Source organism: Veillonella nakazawae, assembly GCF_013393365.1.
GTDB classification, from domain to species: Bacteria; Bacillota; Negativicutes; order Veillonellales; family Veillonellaceae; genus Veillonella; species Veillonella nakazawae.
Genome location: NZ_AP022321.1, coordinates 232,873 through 248,175, shown reverse-complemented (window position 1 = coordinate 248,175; position 15,303 = coordinate 232,873). Strand labels below are relative to the sequence as shown.

The 15,303-nt window shown below is 39.4% G+C and carries 15 protein-coding genes; 4 read left to right on the top strand and 11 right to left on the bottom strand.

Features of this window, described 5'->3' with window-relative positions:
- Positions 1-76: 76 nt before the first annotated feature.
- The 6 genes from cooS to VEIT17_RS00960 all read right to left on the bottom strand — a co-directional run bounded on the left by cooS (position 77) and on the right by VEIT17_RS00960 (position 8,148).
- Positions 77-2,248 (bottom strand): anaerobic carbon-monoxide dehydrogenase catalytic subunit, encoded by a 2,172-nt coding sequence (cooS, locus tag VEIT17_RS00985; protein ID WP_178884299.1) that lies wholly within the window; start codon positions 2,246-2,248, stop codon positions 77-79.
- Positions 2,249-2,592: 344 nt separating this feature from the next.
- Positions 2,593-3,543, bottom strand: coding sequence for a LysR family transcriptional regulator (locus VEIT17_RS00980; RefSeq protein WP_242013273.1), 951 nt, complete (start codon positions 3,541-3,543; stop codon positions 2,593-2,595).
- Positions 3,544-3,684: 141 nt separating this feature from the next.
- The gene (locus VEIT17_RS00975; protein WP_119206262.1) at positions 3,685-5,313 is read right to left on the bottom strand and encodes a phosphoenolpyruvate carboxykinase (ATP); all 1,629 of its coding nucleotides are present in this window, start codon (positions 5,311-5,313) and stop codon (positions 3,685-3,687) included.
- A 188-nt stretch (positions 5,314-5,501) separates the two neighbouring features.
- A complete protein-coding gene (locus tag VEIT17_RS00970; protein WP_178884297.1) occupies positions 5,502-7,127 on the bottom strand; it encodes a PAS domain-containing protein in 1,626 nt (541 codons plus the stop codon).
- 285 nt (positions 7,128-7,412) lie between these two features.
- Complete coding sequence (locus tag VEIT17_RS00965) at positions 7,413-7,760, bottom strand: energy transducer TonB (protein WP_178884295.1); 348 nt, start codon at positions 7,758-7,760, stop codon at positions 7,413-7,415.
- 10 nt (positions 7,761-7,770) lie between these two features.
- Positions 7,771-8,148 carry an energy transducer TonB gene (locus VEIT17_RS00960; protein WP_005387612.1) on the bottom strand — a complete coding sequence of 126 codons (378 nt, stop codon included), beginning with the start codon at positions 8,146-8,148 and terminating at the stop codon, positions 7,771-7,773.
- Positions 8,149-8,612: 464 nt separating this feature from the next.
- Here VEIT17_RS00960 and VEIT17_RS00955 point away from each other — a divergent pair, with 464 nt between their 5' ends.
- The 4 genes from VEIT17_RS00955 (at position 8,613) to VEIT17_RS00940 (ending at position 12,451) form a co-directional block, all read left to right on the top strand.
- Positions 8,613-9,554 (top strand): metal ABC transporter solute-binding protein, Zn/Mn family, encoded by a 942-nt coding sequence (locus VEIT17_RS00955; RefSeq protein ID WP_178884293.1) that lies wholly within the window; start codon positions 8,613-8,615, stop codon positions 9,552-9,554.
- A 106-nt stretch (positions 9,555-9,660) separates the two neighbouring features.
- Positions 9,661-10,392, top strand: a complete 732-nt coding sequence (locus tag VEIT17_RS00950) for a metal ABC transporter ATP-binding protein (RefSeq protein WP_005381419.1) — start codon at positions 9,661-9,663, stop codon at positions 10,390-10,392.
- Entirely contained in the window at positions 10,389-11,354 is a 966-nt protein-coding gene (locus VEIT17_RS00945; RefSeq protein ID WP_178884291.1) for a metal ABC transporter permease, read from the top strand. Before VEIT17_RS00950 ends, VEIT17_RS00945 begins: the two co-directional genes overlap by 4 nt.
- Positions 11,351-12,451, top strand: a complete 1,101-nt coding sequence (locus tag VEIT17_RS00940) for a metal ABC transporter permease (RefSeq protein WP_178884289.1) — start codon at positions 11,351-11,353, stop codon at positions 12,449-12,451. Before VEIT17_RS00945 ends, VEIT17_RS00940 begins: the two co-directional genes overlap by 4 nt.
- Before the next feature lie 126 nt (positions 12,452-12,577).
- On the opposite strand, the gene VEIT17_RS00935 is transcribed toward VEIT17_RS00940, so the two are convergent.
- The 5 genes from VEIT17_RS00935 to VEIT17_RS00915 form a co-directional block, all read right to left on the bottom strand.
- Complete coding sequence (locus VEIT17_RS00935; RefSeq protein ID WP_178884287.1) at positions 12,578-13,066, bottom strand: GNAT family N-acetyltransferase; 489 nt, start codon at positions 13,064-13,066, stop codon at positions 12,578-12,580.
- Between the two features lie 135 nt (positions 13,067-13,201).
- Positions 13,202-13,621 carry a GNAT family N-acetyltransferase gene (locus VEIT17_RS00930; protein ID WP_178884285.1) on the bottom strand — a complete coding sequence of 140 codons (420 nt, stop codon included), beginning with the start codon at positions 13,619-13,621 and terminating at the stop codon, positions 13,202-13,204.
- A gap of 52 nt (positions 13,622-13,673) precedes the next feature.
- The gene (locus VEIT17_RS00925; RefSeq protein WP_178884283.1) at positions 13,674-13,997 is read right to left on the bottom strand and encodes a hypothetical protein; all 324 of its coding nucleotides are present in this window, start codon (positions 13,995-13,997) and stop codon (positions 13,674-13,676) included.
- Position 13,998: 1 nt separating this feature from the next.
- Complete coding sequence (locus VEIT17_RS00920) at positions 13,999-14,415, bottom strand: hypothetical protein (protein ID WP_178884281.1); 417 nt, start codon at positions 14,413-14,415, stop codon at positions 13,999-14,001.
- A gap of 117 nt (positions 14,416-14,532) precedes the next feature.
- Positions 14,533-15,066, bottom strand: coding sequence for a hypothetical protein (locus tag VEIT17_RS00915; protein ID WP_242013272.1), 534 nt, complete (start codon positions 15,064-15,066; stop codon positions 14,533-14,535).
- Positions 15,067-15,303: the final 237 nt, after the last annotated feature.

Below are 15,303 nucleotides of genomic sequence, written 5' to 3'. Positions count from 1 at the left end.
ATAGTCATAATAACTATAAGATCTATAGAGGGTGTTTTTATACGTAACTACAAATTATAATCTATCAAAGGATAAACTATTTTACTTCAGCCCAACCTAAAGCAGCACGTTTAGCATCGATATCAGCTAAGATTTTTTCAGCTACTTTAGCAGGATCAGTATTTACATACATAACAGAACCTAAGATGTCCTTAGTGTCTTCTTTAAGCCATTTTGTAACAGCATCAGAGCCTTGTGTAGGTGGCTCAACGCAGTGGTAAGAGTTGATCCCCATCAAGCGGAAGCCAAGGGATGCATCGATACCTTTTTCGTTAGACCATTCAGGGCTAGACATTGCAAATGGCATTTGTGGTAAGTTAAGACCTAATTCACCTGCAATACCAGCGAAAATACCGGAGGAACGTGCATTATCTACACATTCGCCGACATGCCATACTGGTGGTTGATCATCGCCCAAGAACTCTTGTAATGCAGGGCTACATTTCTTAATAGCATCTGTATTACAGTAACCAAGTTTCATTAATGGGAAGGATGCACAACCATTTGTTAAGATGATACAGCCATTTTTGATAAGTGTATCAACGATATCTACAGTTGCTTTTTCGTAGATAACGCGAGGGTTGGAACAGCCTACTACGTTTACAATACCACGAACTTTACCAGATTTTAAAGCCTCTGCCAATGGTTTGAAGGAACCGTAATGTTTAACAGTGGATTCTGGAGAGAAACCAACTTCAGCAGTGATTTCATATGGCGGAATGAATACAGGCATGCCTTTGCGCAATTCATGCGCTTCAAGGGCACGATCCAAGATTTTTCGAGCCAATTCTTTTGTTTCAGACAAGTTTGTATGGTGATGATCGTAACCGATGTGTTCTGCACCTGGTAAACGAGCTGCATCAGATGTAGTGATAACTTTTGTGTTGAAGCAACGTGCTACGTCCATGATAGCAGGGTAAACGTCTTGAACGTCAGCTACCCAGCAATCAAGAGCGCCTGTACCAAGTACAAGTTCCGCACCGATAGCATTACACAATGGAATAACGTTTTCGTAGCGGTACATGCTGGACAAACCAGAGCAGCAGATACCGTAGAATTGGATACCTTTAGCACCGATAGCTTTTGCTTTTTCTAAGTACTCTTCAGAGGCACCAATTGTACAAATTTGGGATACTAATGTTGGCAAGTGACCATGAACAGCGATGTTAACATAACCTTTTTTCAATGCACCGATGTTAACTTTGGATGTACGACGACCACCTTGACCGAACAATGCATCTGTTGCGATGTCCGCTGCTACTACGCCTGTGAATGTGAAAGCAAGACCACAACGCAAGAATTGTTTCATGTTGCTTTCCCAATCGCCATCTGTACCTACACATGTACGATGGTATGCATCAAAGGCTTCATTGTACGCAGAAATAGGTAAGATATCAAGGTTTTTCCAAACTTCACGGCGCTCAGCTGGAGCTAACGCTGTAATTGTTTTATATTCGCCAGGCAATGCACGGCTCAAATCTTCTAATAGAACATCTGCCAAGTCATTAGCCACTTCTTTTAAGGAACGACCTTCTTCAGGGATGTTGAAAGCTTTACATACAGTACGAATTTTTTCTTCCCCTAAAATTGGGATATCCAATTGATCGTTAGCAGCAGCTTTCAAAGAAATCAAGATTTCGCGAGCATGCGCACCATGTTGTGTTAAGCCACCAGCTGCTGCGCGTGTCATATTACGAGCTACAATAAGATCAGCATCAGCACCGCAGACACCACGAGGGCTCTTAGGTGTAATTTTACATGGACCCATGAAGCAAACACGACAACATACGCCTGCAATACCGAAAGTACATTGTGGTTGTTGTTTATCGAAACGGTCAAATACTGTATCGCAACCAATTTGCTCCATGCGAAGAATCATTTCGCGTACAGCTGGATCTGGTGTTTGTTCGATAACATCTTGTTTTGTAGGCCAAGTTTTACGATACTCAGCAACGGCTTTCATGTAATCGTTTACGCCATGTTCATGAGGTACCCCTGGTTCATGAGTGTGTGGCACCCATTTATCCGTTGGCAACGCTTTACCATGACTATGGTCATGGTCATGATGATGATCATGGTCGTGATCGTGATGGTGACCGCCACAATGGCAGTGGTCATGGTCATGGTGATGATGGTCATGATCATGATGGTGATGATGTTCGCCATGGCTGTGGTCATGGGTGTTTTTGTTTTCCACATCTTTATTCATAATAAACCTCCTAGGGGCCTACGTAGGCCAGTTAACAATAATAAGAAAACATATTCTACTTTTATTTTATTTTTTAAATCCACCACACTTGTGGGTTTTAAATCCTATCTCCTAAATATGTTTTAACCTAATTTAAGTATATTTTTTGACAGGACATTTGTCAATTAAATTTTGAGAATTTTTTGACTCATTTACTTCAAAAAACATTGTAATTACTATATTTATCAAATTCGATATTTTCAGTTTTCTTTCACAAATCAAAAGAGATTAATTCCTGTAAACTTAGGGAATTAACCTCTTTTATCTATAGAATACTATATTTATATATTGTTTTATATGAATTATTATTTGCAAACAGTACTTAATACTCTAACATTCCATCTGTATAATTTATAAGAATTGTTGCATAACTTGAGCCACTTCAGGCAATGGAATCGCTTTGCTCTATCTGATCTCGCTACAAGAACCAATTGACGGAAACATAGTTTTGATGCTAAAGGATAGAATTTAACTTTATCATCATCGCCCTTACTATTTAATGTGCTTGGTAAGAATGTAATACCATAATCATCTTCTACCAAGGATCTACAAGTATCAAGATTCTCAGAACCAATAACCGCTTTAGGCACAAAGGATTCAGCCTGACATAGACGATTTACCAAGGTTCGCAACTTAAGGCCTTCTCTTATGAGAATAAAAGGGAAAGACCCAAATGGCGCTATCTCATGTATTCCATTCGGTGTCATGAGCGAGTCAGCAATAGCTATAGCTTTTTTATTCTCTACACTAACAGCTAATAAAATTTGCTCATCTAACACAGGATAACTTTCAAGAGCTTGCGAGTAAATTGGTGTTGGAAATAGACCTACATCAACCAATCCATCACAAATTTGTTGCTCCAAAAAATGGGACTCCCCTTCTACTACATGAAATTCCCAGGATGGCTCAATTTGTTGAAAGCTCTTCAATGTTTTTCCCAACATATGATGACCATAGAATTGAGATAATCCAATACGCACATGATAAGCCGCATCAGACCCTTGATTAATGATCGACTGTGTTAAAGCCTCTACCTTTCCTACTAAAGGCATACCCTCTTTAGCAATTTGTAAGGCTGCAGCGGTTGGTACAACCTTTGTCCGATTTCGAACAAATAAAGGTACACCTAATTCAGCCTCAATGCGACGAATACTTTGACTCAATGCGGGTTGAGAGATATATAGTTTTTTAGACGCCTTTGAAAATGATGCCATCTCAACGATGGTACTTATATATTTAATATCCTTTATATCCATAAAAACACCTTATAACAAAACATTATTGATTTATCATAAGTATATATTACCACAAAAGAAAGAGCCCTCCACAAGGAGGGCCTTTTATTTGAGCAGGTAGACAATCTCAATATTATATTGAGGATTTAATAAATTTTGAGACTACATTAGAGTTTTTAATACATCCAATACCTCTTGAGGCAATTCGTTTTTATGACCAATAAGTTTTTCTACATAGTCATAGCGGAACTCGAAAGCTTTGTGTAATTGGTGATGGTATTCACGCACTTGGAATGGTGGTTCAAAACCAGGAACCTCAACATAAGAGAGGTTTTCATATTTATAGAATGGTTTGAAGTCCAATGCACCTTCTACCAAACGTTCCAATAAATCAAGAGTTACCTCTTTAGGAATTTTATTTTCCAAGAAGAAACCTGTGTTCATGATGTAACATTGTACGCCACATTCAGAGAATAATTTTTTGTAGCTTTCATAGTCACGAACCAATGGATATGTACGGAATGGATTTGCATATGGTTCGATAACAAGTGCATTTGGATCAACGTGAGCATCCAGCTTTTCAGCAGTAGAACGACGTGTCGCAAGTGTTGCACCCATTGTAGATGCCAAAACAGGATCATTAATTTTAAGGATTGGTGGCAAAGTTTTATCTTTCATAAGCCATACAATGGCATTAACTGGTTGATCTACGTAGTTTACACGATTATCTGTCCAGAATTGAGATTTAATAGCGCGACCATTATTATTACGCACATCTTCTGCCAATACAACCTTACGGCCATCCTCATCCATAGTTACGCCAACATTTTGTAGAGTCAACAAGAATTCATTAGCAGGATGTTCCACAGGATAGTCTTGCATTTTGTCGAAATATGTAGGTTCAAGAGCAATAGAACTCAAGTCATTAGTATTAATGATATACGCATCGTCATGCAAGATAGAAATATCATAACGACCATCATGCTTTTCATGAGTTAATGTAGATTTACCAGAACCGGACAAGCCAAATACACCGATAGTGTAGCTTTTACCATTGTCAAGATTGTAACGTTTCATACCGCCGTGGCATGCTACATAATCAAAACGATTCGCCAAGGACCAAGCCAATGTAAGGGTACCTTTTTTATGCTCACCGAAGTAGCGCATACCAAGAATCATAGCGCAGTTATGAGCTGGGTCAAAAATAGCAAGCCCACCCGGATGACCTGGTACCACATAGTCAGGATCAGAATAGATATAAATATCGCCTTCTGGAATTTCTACACTATCATTGTAGAATTCTTTTACGGCTGCATCAAAGAACTTAAAGTTCATGATCCAAGAATACAAAATGGATGCATGGTCTTTCGGAATCATCAAATGCGCACGAGCAGTAAATTTTTTATCAAGACCTACGATAGTATCAGCAGAAATCCATTCTTTACCACGGCTATCATAGACTGCATCACGTGCAATATTAGCAAGTTCCACTTCGTCAATGCCTTCATCGCCAATAATGCGACGAGCTTTTGCATAACGGCCTGTAGTTTTACCATCGTTTGTAACAAGTACCTTTGCATCAGCTGGCAAACCTTGCTCGCATGGTTTATATACAGACATATCGAGGACGATAACACCAGGTTCTTCAGTGGCCAATTGGTACGCTTGTGCCACAGATGTAATAGGCGTTACATTGTTTCCATAAAATGCAGTTTCAATAGTACTGCGCATCTTAGAAAATAATGGGTTTGTTTTAATTTCACTTTGCTTCCAAACGCGTCTTGTCGACATAGTATCCAGATCCTCACCTTTAATATATACGTAATTTCTCTTGTAAAAGTAGTTTAAGATAAGAAAATACTGCCTCGGCAAATACTTTCATTATATTTTATTGTACCCTTTTCAGACAAATTTGTATACACAAAATAGATGAATTATAAGAAATTAATGCATGCTTATCTGGAATTAGTGCAACATATTTATTTTTTAGCTTTATTAATGAAGGCATCGATTTTGCCGACTAGCTCATCTACATTAAAATCACCACGCTCTGCGATCATCTTTATAGTAGCTACCTTAGCCATAACCTTTACCATCGGAGTTTTCAATTTCTCAAACTTAGGGTTCAAAGAAATTAAATAATCTACCACTTCAGGACTTTGTTTGATTAAGTTAGATAGCGTAGTTTTCGCATCGATATGGAATCTCCCATCTGCATCGGTAGTAAGTGGTTCTTCATCGACCTCTTCTGCGGCCTCTTGAGCTAGGGATTTATCATTACTATTATTATCTGTATTTCCTACAAAATCAGTCTTATCCCAAGTCAACAAGGTGCGAGAGCCTTCAAGTTCACGAATATGAGTACAATCTTGCATCATTTCTAAGACACCGCGGAATTTACCATTTTCATCACGTACCGCTGTATAGATAACGTAGATAAACAATCCCGGTTTATTGATCCAGAATTCAGCTTGGTTTTGCTCACCAGAACGAAATTTCTCTACGATCTCTTCTACAACATGAACAGACTTAGCAGGATGACAATTCTTCACTTCACGACCAATAACATTGGCACTGCGCGGGAATATACGATGTGGCGTATCACTATAAAACTTAACGAGTTCATTTTCATCAACATAAGACAAATCTACTGGAAGATGACGGAACAGCAAATTGATTTGCTCTAAGGTTAATTTGCCTGTCGCCACATCGAGGACTGTATCCTTGCCAACTTGTGCTCCACCTACAGGACCTACATACTTAGATAATAAGCCTGCCAAATCATTTAGAAACTCATTAGATACTGCACTATTTTGACTAGCAGCATTTCCATTTAATGAGGCTGCGGAATCGTTAATACCTGGCACGACATATAAACCTGGTGCGTTAATAATAGCATAACCGATTTCATGGTCATTTTTGCTCATGCGCACAAACTCTTCATCGCTTAATAATTTAAAGGATGTTGGCAATAAAACCTCTAACTCCTTAGAGTTCAAATCGCGTAACTTTGCCAATGTTTCCGGCACGGATGCTAAGAACTCTTCGTATTTATCTTCCCGAAGTAATGCATAAGATGCAGAAATAGCATCGCGTACGCCATCATCAAAGGTCCACATAATCCGCGTTGGACGATCAAACCCATGATTTTCTAACATTGGATATAATTGATTTTGCTTACGAGATAGATGGATACGCCATTCTGCTAAGGAATCAAAAACACCAAGCCAAGGATTTTTAATAAACTTATCTTGTTTTAACAATTCATCCGCTTCAAGAGCTACCTTTTCAACCGCATTAATTTCTTCTAAATAAGCCCACAATGGATGATTCTCTGGGTACTCATTTTCGGCACGCACTAATACACCGTCAAATAAATTCAACAAATCATCCATCTTGTCTAGTATTTCTTCATCCTTATAGACACCTTTCAAACTTTGCTCTGCATAAGCAAACTCATCGGGCGTACAAGTGCCTAACTTTTCTTTTAAAATACGGTTACCCTCTTCCAAGGATAATTTACCGTCTAAATAATCCTCTTTAATAGATACAATAATTCTGTACCGTTCGTTATTAATATCTAGCTTTTGCTGTAATGGATTCATATGCTTATACCTCCATGGGTCAAAGACTATTAGTATATACAATATATTATTACTATATTAAATATACATTTATTGTACTTATTTTGAAAGTAATTTTCAGTTGCTGTGGATACATTTCTCAAGATAATTGAGCCACAAAATACTTTCACCCCATATAATTAAACCCTTAAGTACTTTCACCCAATATAATTAAACCCTTAAGTACTTTCACCCAATATAATTAAATCCTTAAGTACTTTCACCAGCACATAAAAAGGCACCCATACAATGTATGAGTGCCTTATATTAATTTCTAAAATCAATATATTCAGTTTTAGAAGATGCTACTGGATTACCATCGGAATCTGTAGCAGGGGTAAACCGCCATGTAGAAATTTTTTCAACAAGAGCTTCATCAAGGGCAGTAACACCACTAGATTTTACGACCTCTATATCCCCTACAGAACCATCTTCATTAATGGTAAAACGCACATCTGCACTATGAATCGAATCACCATAACCAGCAATATTAATTTGATCTACAGATGGAGTAGATATGGCTACAGGCAATTGGAATGGAGCCGCCAACACAGAGGCTACCATACTAGTTACAAACAATGCGCATAACACAGTACAACGCAACACTTTTTTCATCACATTCTCCTTATTTAGCTGTTACAGCATGTTTAGGTAGAGTAATTGTCATTCCAATAATAGATTCATGAGCCTTTTGGTCCATACCAATAGCAGGTGTAAACTTCCATTGTAAAATGGCTTTTTTCACCGCTTCGTCAACTGGAGCATAACCAGAAGAACGTTCCACGAATACATTTTTAACATTCCCTTTTTTATCAATCAAAAAGCGTACGCGCATAGTAGGTGCTACGGTAGCTGTTTGAGGAACCTCAGGTAACTCAGGTTTTACAATTTCCACTTCTCGCGGAGATTCTAAGAACTTAGCTGCATCAGCTGTATAATTACCTAATACGCCAAAAGATGCAACAAGTAAAGCCGCCGCAGTGAATCTGAATAATTTATTCATAATAAGCCTCCTAAAATAATTATTTTGAGTCTATGAATAATATCATACTAAATAAAGATGAATATTTAAAGAACATTTTCTTATTGATAAAATTTCTCATTTATGATATATTGAACACAAGATAACTGTTCGGACTTACATATCAGGTAGATATGACAAAAAACTACACAAAGGAGGTTCATCATGAGACGTAGAAAGCGTATTCAAATGAAGGTCATGATAGTACTTGGTCTCGTTGCCCTCGTTGGGCCAAACCATCTACAAGCTCTTATTCACTAAATGATCATGACCCAAGCAGACGAACGTATAACTGCCACTAGCCGCTACGTTAGTAGCGGCTATTTTTCCGTTTAAATTCAGAGAAATATTCCTTTTCAAATTAATTCATTATTAGAGCAAAAAATTTCCCTCACACAAGATTATTAAAGTTTTTAAAATTAGTATCTATAAAAAGGAGGTTTATTATGAAATTCAATCGAATCTTACTAATCGTCGTATCATTAGCACTTATGTTATTAGCTCTTGCCGGTTGTGGTAAGGATGCAGCCCAAGACAGTCAGAAAAAATTAAATGTTGTAGCCACTACTACAATGTTAACGGATTTAGTAAAAGAAATTGGCGGTGACCATGTATCCGTCCAAGGGCTCATGGGCCCTGGCGTAGACCCTCACCTCTATCAAGCAAGCGCCGGCGATGTAACAACTATGTCTAAGGCAGATGTTGTGGTGTACAACGGCATTCATTTAGAAGGTAAAATGGGTTCCATTTTTGACAATTTAACAAAACAAAATAAAGCTACCATCCGCGTGTCTGACGCTATTGATCCAGCTACTCTACTCGACTTTGACGAAGAAGATGGCGTAAAAACTAAAGATCCTCATATTTGGTTCGATGTAGCTAACTGGAAACTTGCTGCCAAAGCGGTTTACGAAGGTCTTGCTAAAGCAGATCCAGCTCACAAAGAGGATTTCAAAAAACGGTATGATGCATACCTCACTAAATTAGATGAAACAGATGCATACATCAAAACACAAGCAGAATCAATTCCTAAAGAATCTCGCGTCCTCGTAACAGCACACGATGCCTTCCAATACTTCGCTCGCGCTTATGGCTTTGAAGTAAAAGGTTTACAAGGCGTTAGTACTGCTACAGAAGCAGGCACACAAGATGTGAATGAACTTGTTCAATTCATCGTAGATCACAAAATTAAAGCGATCTTCGTAGAATCTTCTGTACCACACAAAACAATTGAAGCCGTTCAAGAAGCAGCTAAGGCTAAAGGTTGGAACGTTGCCATCGGTGGCGAATTATACTCCGACTCCCTCGGTTCTGAAGGCACTGAAGGCGGCACATATATCGGCATGGTAAAAGCCAATATCGATACCATCGCTAAAGCACTTAAATAACAAATAACGTTTCAAAACAAGGACGACATACAGTGTACGCTCTATGTAAGTACAAGTACTACTAACAATACAGCGATAGTAGCACTATTGATAAAAGGAGGTCTCTATGGAATGGGCCGTTGAAGTTGAAGATATGACCGTAGCTTATACGACAAAACCCGTATTATGGGACGTAGATATGAAGGTCCCCATCGGTTCCTTAGCGGCCATCGTCGGCCCGAATGGGGCCGGTAAATCTACATTATTAAAGGCCATGTTAGGCCTATTAACAGTTATCTCAGGTAGTGTTAAGTTTTATATCGACCACCACCTTGCAATGGACAAAAAGGATTACAAGAAAATCGCCTATGTACCTCAAAGCGGTAGCGTAGACTGGGACTTTCCTACTACCGTATTAGACGTTGTACTTATGGGTCGCTATGGTCATCTAGGTTGGTTCAAACGACCAAGTAAAAAGGATAAGGAGCTGGCCCTCTCCATGATTGAAAAGATGGGCATGAGCGACTATGTAAATAGGCAAATCCGTCAACTTTCAGGGGGCCAACAACAGCGTGTATTCCTCGCGAGAGCCCTCGTACAAGAGGCGGATATTTACCTCATGGACGAGCCTTTCAAGGGCGTCGACAAAACGACGGAGCACGCCATTATCTCTCTTTTACAAGAAATGAAAGCGCGCGGTAAAACAGTTATCGTCGTACACCACGATTTAAATACGGTGCCTCAGTATTTCGACTGGGTAACGATGGTCAATAAGCAAACTGTTGCCTATGGTCCCGTAGCAGAGACCTTCACTGACGAAGCCATCGAGCGCACCTACGGCAAGGGGAGGATTGTATGACCATACTCCAATCTTATACGACACAGATGGTATTGCTCGGCACGGCTCTCTTAGGCCTTGCCAGTGGTATTGCAGGCACATTTGCAGTACTGCGCAAGGAAAGCCTCATCGGTGACGGTCTCTCCCACGCGGCACTGCCTGGTGTAGTCATCGCATTCTTGCTGACCGGTATAAAAGACATTGAGGTACTCATTATAGGTGCCGCCCTGTCCTCTATCACTGCGGCGTGGCTCATAACCATCACCGTAGAAAACAGTAAAATCAAATTCGATGGTGCTCTGGCTACTATACTATCTGCTTTCTTTGGTCTTGGTATGGTCCTACTCACCTACCTTCAAAGTCTGAACAATGCAGGTCAGGCAGGGCTTTCAAAATTTATATTTGGACAGGCCGCCACCATATTAGCCCGCGATGTGTACATTACATCGGCGGCAGCGCTCATCATTATCGTTTTAACAGCCTTATTTTGGAAAGAACTAAAGCTCATTTCCTTTGACGTAGAATACGCCAAAACATTGCAAATTCCCGTCACCTTTACACTCATTTTATATCGTTCACTATTGATCATGACCATCATCATCGGCATTCAATCAGTAGGTGCTATCTTAATCAGTTCCCTACTCATTGCACCGGCCGTAGGGGCCCGTCAGTGGACGAACAAGCTAGGTACCATGTGTATACTAGCAGGATGTTTCGGTATGGTATCTGCTATTGGCGGTACCATTTGGAGTACAACAGTACAAAAACTGCCTACAGGTCCTGCGATCATCGTCATTCTGTCGGTTATCGTACTATTGAGCCTTATTTTTGCACCTAATAGAGGCATCTTGTGGCAATATCGTAGAAACAAACAATCAAAACAAGCTTTATTATCAGAAACTGCAAAGATAAGTCCCGCCGATTTACAACAAAAGATATATAGAGCAGAGGGTAGACAGCCTCACATAGGAGGTGCACCATGACAGTACATACAGAGATTTTACTCATCGCCATCGCAGTATCCATCGCGTGCGCTATCCCGGGTGTATTCCTCGTGCTGCGCCGCATGTCCATGATGGCTGACGCCATTACACACACCGTATTCCTCGGCATCGTACTCGCTTTCTTTGTAACGGAAGACTTAAACTCTCCCTTGCTTCTAGTAGGGGCAACCGTAGTCGGCGTAGGAACGGTGTGGCTTACAGAGATGATTCATAACACGGGCCTCGTCAACGAAGACGCGTCCATTGGTATCATCTTCCCCCTTCTATTCTCCATTGCCATCATCCTCGTCAGTCTATACAGCGGCAACGCACACCTTGACGTAGATACCGCACTTCTAGGGGAAATCGCGTTCGCTCCATTCGACAGATGGATTGTAAACGGTACCGACCTAGGTCCTGTATCACTATGGATCTCCCTTGGGGTAGCGGTCATCAACCTCCTATTAGTTATGCTCTTCTACAAGGAGCTACAGCTATCTACCTTCGATCCACTATTGGCAGGGCTCTTCGGCTTTATGCCAGCCCTCATCCACTACGTGCTGATGACCATGGTATCCCTTACCGTGGTGGCTTCATTCCAAGCAGTAGGCGCTATCCTCGTTATCGGCCTCATGATCGGACCTGCGGTCATCGCTTATTTATGGACGGACTCTGTGAAAGCCATGCTCACTAGCAGTATCATCATCGGCATTATCTGTGCCGTCATCGGTACGGAAGTTGCTTTCACCCTAGACGTATCCATTGCAGGCGCTATCGCAACAACGATCGGTCTCGCCTTATTAATTGCCGTTATTGGCACCCCAAAGACAGGATATATTGCAACCTATCTTCGCCAACGCCACTTGCGTCGTCACTATCGAGAAACGATGATGCTCTGCCACATCTATACCCATATGAATACACCTGTAGCGGCCATCGAAAATGGTATCGGCACCATTCACGAACACTTGAACTGGAAGCCAGACTATACACACCAAGCCGCATCACACCTTAAGAAACAAGGCTTGTTGTACGTAACAAATGGGTACTATATGCTGACCGATAAAGGTGTGGCGCAAGTTAAAGAAATTATTTAATTAATCTTATTTAATGAATGTTAATTAGACTCCTTCAAAAATACATATTTTTCCCAACAAAAAAGAAGCTGAAATCAATGCTAATCTGCAAGATTTCAGCTTCTTCTTTTGTATTTAATTATATGGCTAAAACGCAACACGCATCTGATACCATTTGGCACCGCCATGATCAGACTCTGATTCACCTTCATTTACAAAACCAAACTTGGCATAATAAGGTATCTTTTCTTCCTTACAGGTTAAAATAACACCCTTTCGGTTTTCCTCTCTAGCCAAGTCTATGAAAGCCTTTATCAACTGACCTCCAACACCACGATTACGGTATTCAGGCAATGTATTTAGGCCAAAAATCATTTGCCATGCGCCATTAGGATTATGCAGCGAAGCATGAGCGAACATCTCATCCGTTAAGATTTCATCATCAGACACAAAGCCATCGATAAAACCAATAGGTGTATCGCCGTTAAAGGCAATTAAAAACTGACCTGCATAATGGTCTAGTCGCTCCTTAAAAGCCTCACGAGGTGCCGCCTCAGCAGGCGGGAAACAAGTTGCTTCTATATGTGTCACTAAATCTAAATCAGAGGTTGTCGCTTTTCGTATTAATATATCCATATCCTTCTCCATCGTATCTACATATCTGTTTAAGTATATACCGTTTACATAACAAAGGCTACACGTAACTCTACGTACGTGTAGCCTTTTATTAACAATTTGACCACTTACTTGCTATACAGATTATCCGACCAATTATCTTTTTGTATATTTAGGTACGTTCCGATACTGCATCGGCAATGAATCTTCTTTAATTTTAAATCCATGCTTCTCGTAAAATGGTGCATTCTTGCTATCACCAATCATAACATTAATGTACAAGTAAGACTTGTAAGCCTCTTTTACCATTTCTAGCAAATGGCCAGCAATACCGCGGCCATGATACTCAGGATGAACCAGCACATAATTGATGAAGCACACCAACTCTCTATCATCCATGACACGAATAAGACCAACTAAACGGTCACCATCCCATGCAGAAATCACGCGCGACGAATTCATGAGCGCCTTGTGTAATCGATCAGGATACTTGCCCACCACCCAACGAACAGATAGAAACAACTCTGCGGTTTGTTGAGGTGTAAAATTTCGTTCTTCTGTATACGTAATCGCCATAAAAGCCCTTTCTAAAGATTATAGAACCACCAATAGATATAATACGCTACAATTATTTTCTCTCATGTGGTTTATGTTGAAAGATTTCTTTTACAATCCCTTCACCAACAACATTGCCATCTTCCATGATAAGGAACTCCGTACCTGCTTGCAGGGATGAATAATCTACAGTTTCATAAATTGGTAGAGCATTAGCTCGTATCGGCTGATCAAAGATAACATCCTCACCATCAATAAAGTTTACACCTAACAGCTGTTCAGAGCCCTTTATAACAAGATGAGGGCAATACTCTCCATTATTCAAATTCGGTGAAGTTCTCCTCTTCTTGCGGAAGAAAGTAACTGTGCAGCAAATAGTAAAATCTAAATCGCTCATATTAGGCCTCATCAACTACATATACCATATCACCTGTAAAGTATATGTTCATTATACAATGTACGAGATTCCCTTCACTCCTTAACCACCCCTGCAGCACAGCTCGCCCCCAGTTATAAGTCTCTGTAATGACCTCGAATTCACTTTCACCATATTCCTGTTGATACTGAGGCAACTCAATTCTTTTACCCGTGAAAGTATCTAATATTGTACTATTAAAGACGAGAATTTCTAGATCATCTATATCGCACGTCTCAAACACAACTTGAGCCTTATGAGTTTGTTCAACACCATTTTCATAAGAGAAAATATAGTCAAATGTAAAGATTAAACTACCATCTACATATTCTATTTTCTGTACCCTTGCATCGTGGAGAGAATATTTGGGATACTCGCCAAAAGATCTTGTTGTTTTCATAGGACCTCTATTTTCAAACAACTATTTAAACCAAAATCTATAACTTAAAATCAGTATACCAATTTTTTTGTATAACATAAAAGGGGCTGTAACAAAACAGCCCTCAATCATTAACATTTAAATACCTAAAGTAAAAACCTCTTTATAAAATGCTATCATGTCTTTTGCATATTTCGCGGCCCGAGGAATGCCCAATCTTTTATAATAGTCAGCTACTATCTCTTGATGATTCTTCAAGAGATCGAACTCAATTATATACAAAGCAATACTCGTTTTAGAATATTTTCCTATTTCAATTGTAGTTGATACATCCTCCTCAGATATTGCCTCTCCTTTTGGAAATTCTCCATCAGGATACTCCTCAATAGTATCGTCGCTATATTGCAAAAACTTCTTACTCCAAAGGATAATATCTTTTCCATATTCTTCTATCATTTGCTCGTAAAACTGCACCATCTCTTTTTCTGAAAGCACCTTACAATTAAAGCCTTCTAGTAAGAATTGTCTCTGTCTTAATCGATTTTTTAGCTCTTCTACTTCAACACTTTGTACGTCTTGATTAAAGTTGTCTACACCTAGTTCTTTTATAATATCTAAATATATGTCATTATCTAAAAAATCTTTTATATTTTGCATATCTTTATCTTTCATAGATATATTTCTCAATAATTGCCATAGCATATTTGTTTCTATTTTTATACCCATTTTTTCTACTTCATGCTTTTCTTAGATCAAAACAGAATCAAGAGTGATACTAGTAAAAATAGGTTTTTAATTATTGATACGGTTTTTACAAAGTATGTCCCGAAAATTATAAATCTCAAATCGCACTACACGAAACTTTCATTTCAAAGCTAAAAAAACTTATTCCTAGCTAGCGAATTCAAA

Bases quoted from the DNA above. Each gene is read 5' to 3' on its own strand.
- VEIT17_RS00955 (WP_178884293.1), top strand. From the start codon at position 8,613: ATGAAATTCAATCGAATCTTACTAATCGTCGTATCATTAGCACTTATG.
- VEIT17_RS00915 (WP_242013272.1), bottom strand. From the start codon at position 15,066: ATGAAAGATAAAGATATGCAAAATATAAAAGATTTTTTAGATAATGAC.
- VEIT17_RS00975 (WP_119206262.1), bottom strand. From the start codon at position 5,313: ATGTCGACAAGACGCGTTTGGAAGCAAAGTGAAATTAAAACAAACCCA.
- VEIT17_RS00935 (WP_178884287.1), bottom strand. From the start codon at position 13,066: ATGGATATATTAATACGAAAAGCGACAACCTCTGATTTAGATTTAGTG.
- VEIT17_RS00970 (WP_178884297.1), bottom strand. From the start codon at position 7,127: ATGAATCCATTACAGCAAAAGCTAGATATTAATAACGAACGGTACAGA.
- VEIT17_RS00980 (WP_242013273.1), bottom strand. From the start codon at position 3,543: ATGGATATAAAGGATATTAAATATATAAGTACCATCGTTGAGATGGCA.
- VEIT17_RS00950 (WP_005381419.1), top strand. From the start codon at position 9,661: ATGGAATGGGCCGTTGAAGTTGAAGATATGACCGTAGCTTATACGACA.
- VEIT17_RS00960 (WP_005387612.1), bottom strand. From the start codon at position 8,148: ATGAATAAATTATTCAGATTCACTGCGGCGGCTTTACTTGTTGCATCT.
- VEIT17_RS00965 (WP_178884295.1), bottom strand. From the start codon at position 7,760: ATGAAAAAAGTGTTGCGTTGTACTGTGTTATGCGCATTGTTTGTAACT.
- VEIT17_RS00920 (WP_178884281.1), bottom strand. From the start codon at position 14,415: ATGAAAACAACAAGATCTTTTGGCGAGTATCCCAAATATTCTCTCCAC.
- VEIT17_RS00940 (WP_178884289.1), top strand. From the start codon at position 11,351: ATGACAGTACATACAGAGATTTTACTCATCGCCATCGCAGTATCCATC.
- VEIT17_RS00925 (WP_178884283.1), bottom strand. From the start codon at position 13,997: ATGAGCGATTTAGATTTTACTATTTGCTGCACAGTTACTTTCTTCCGC.
- VEIT17_RS00945 (WP_178884291.1), top strand. From the start codon at position 10,389: ATGACCATACTCCAATCTTATACGACACAGATGGTATTGCTCGGCACG.
- cooS (WP_178884299.1), bottom strand. From the start codon at position 2,248: ATGAATAAAGATGTGGAAAACAAAAACACCCATGACCACAGCCATGGC.
- VEIT17_RS00930 (WP_178884285.1), bottom strand. From the start codon at position 13,621: ATGGCGATTACGTATACAGAAGAACGAAATTTTACACCTCAACAAACC.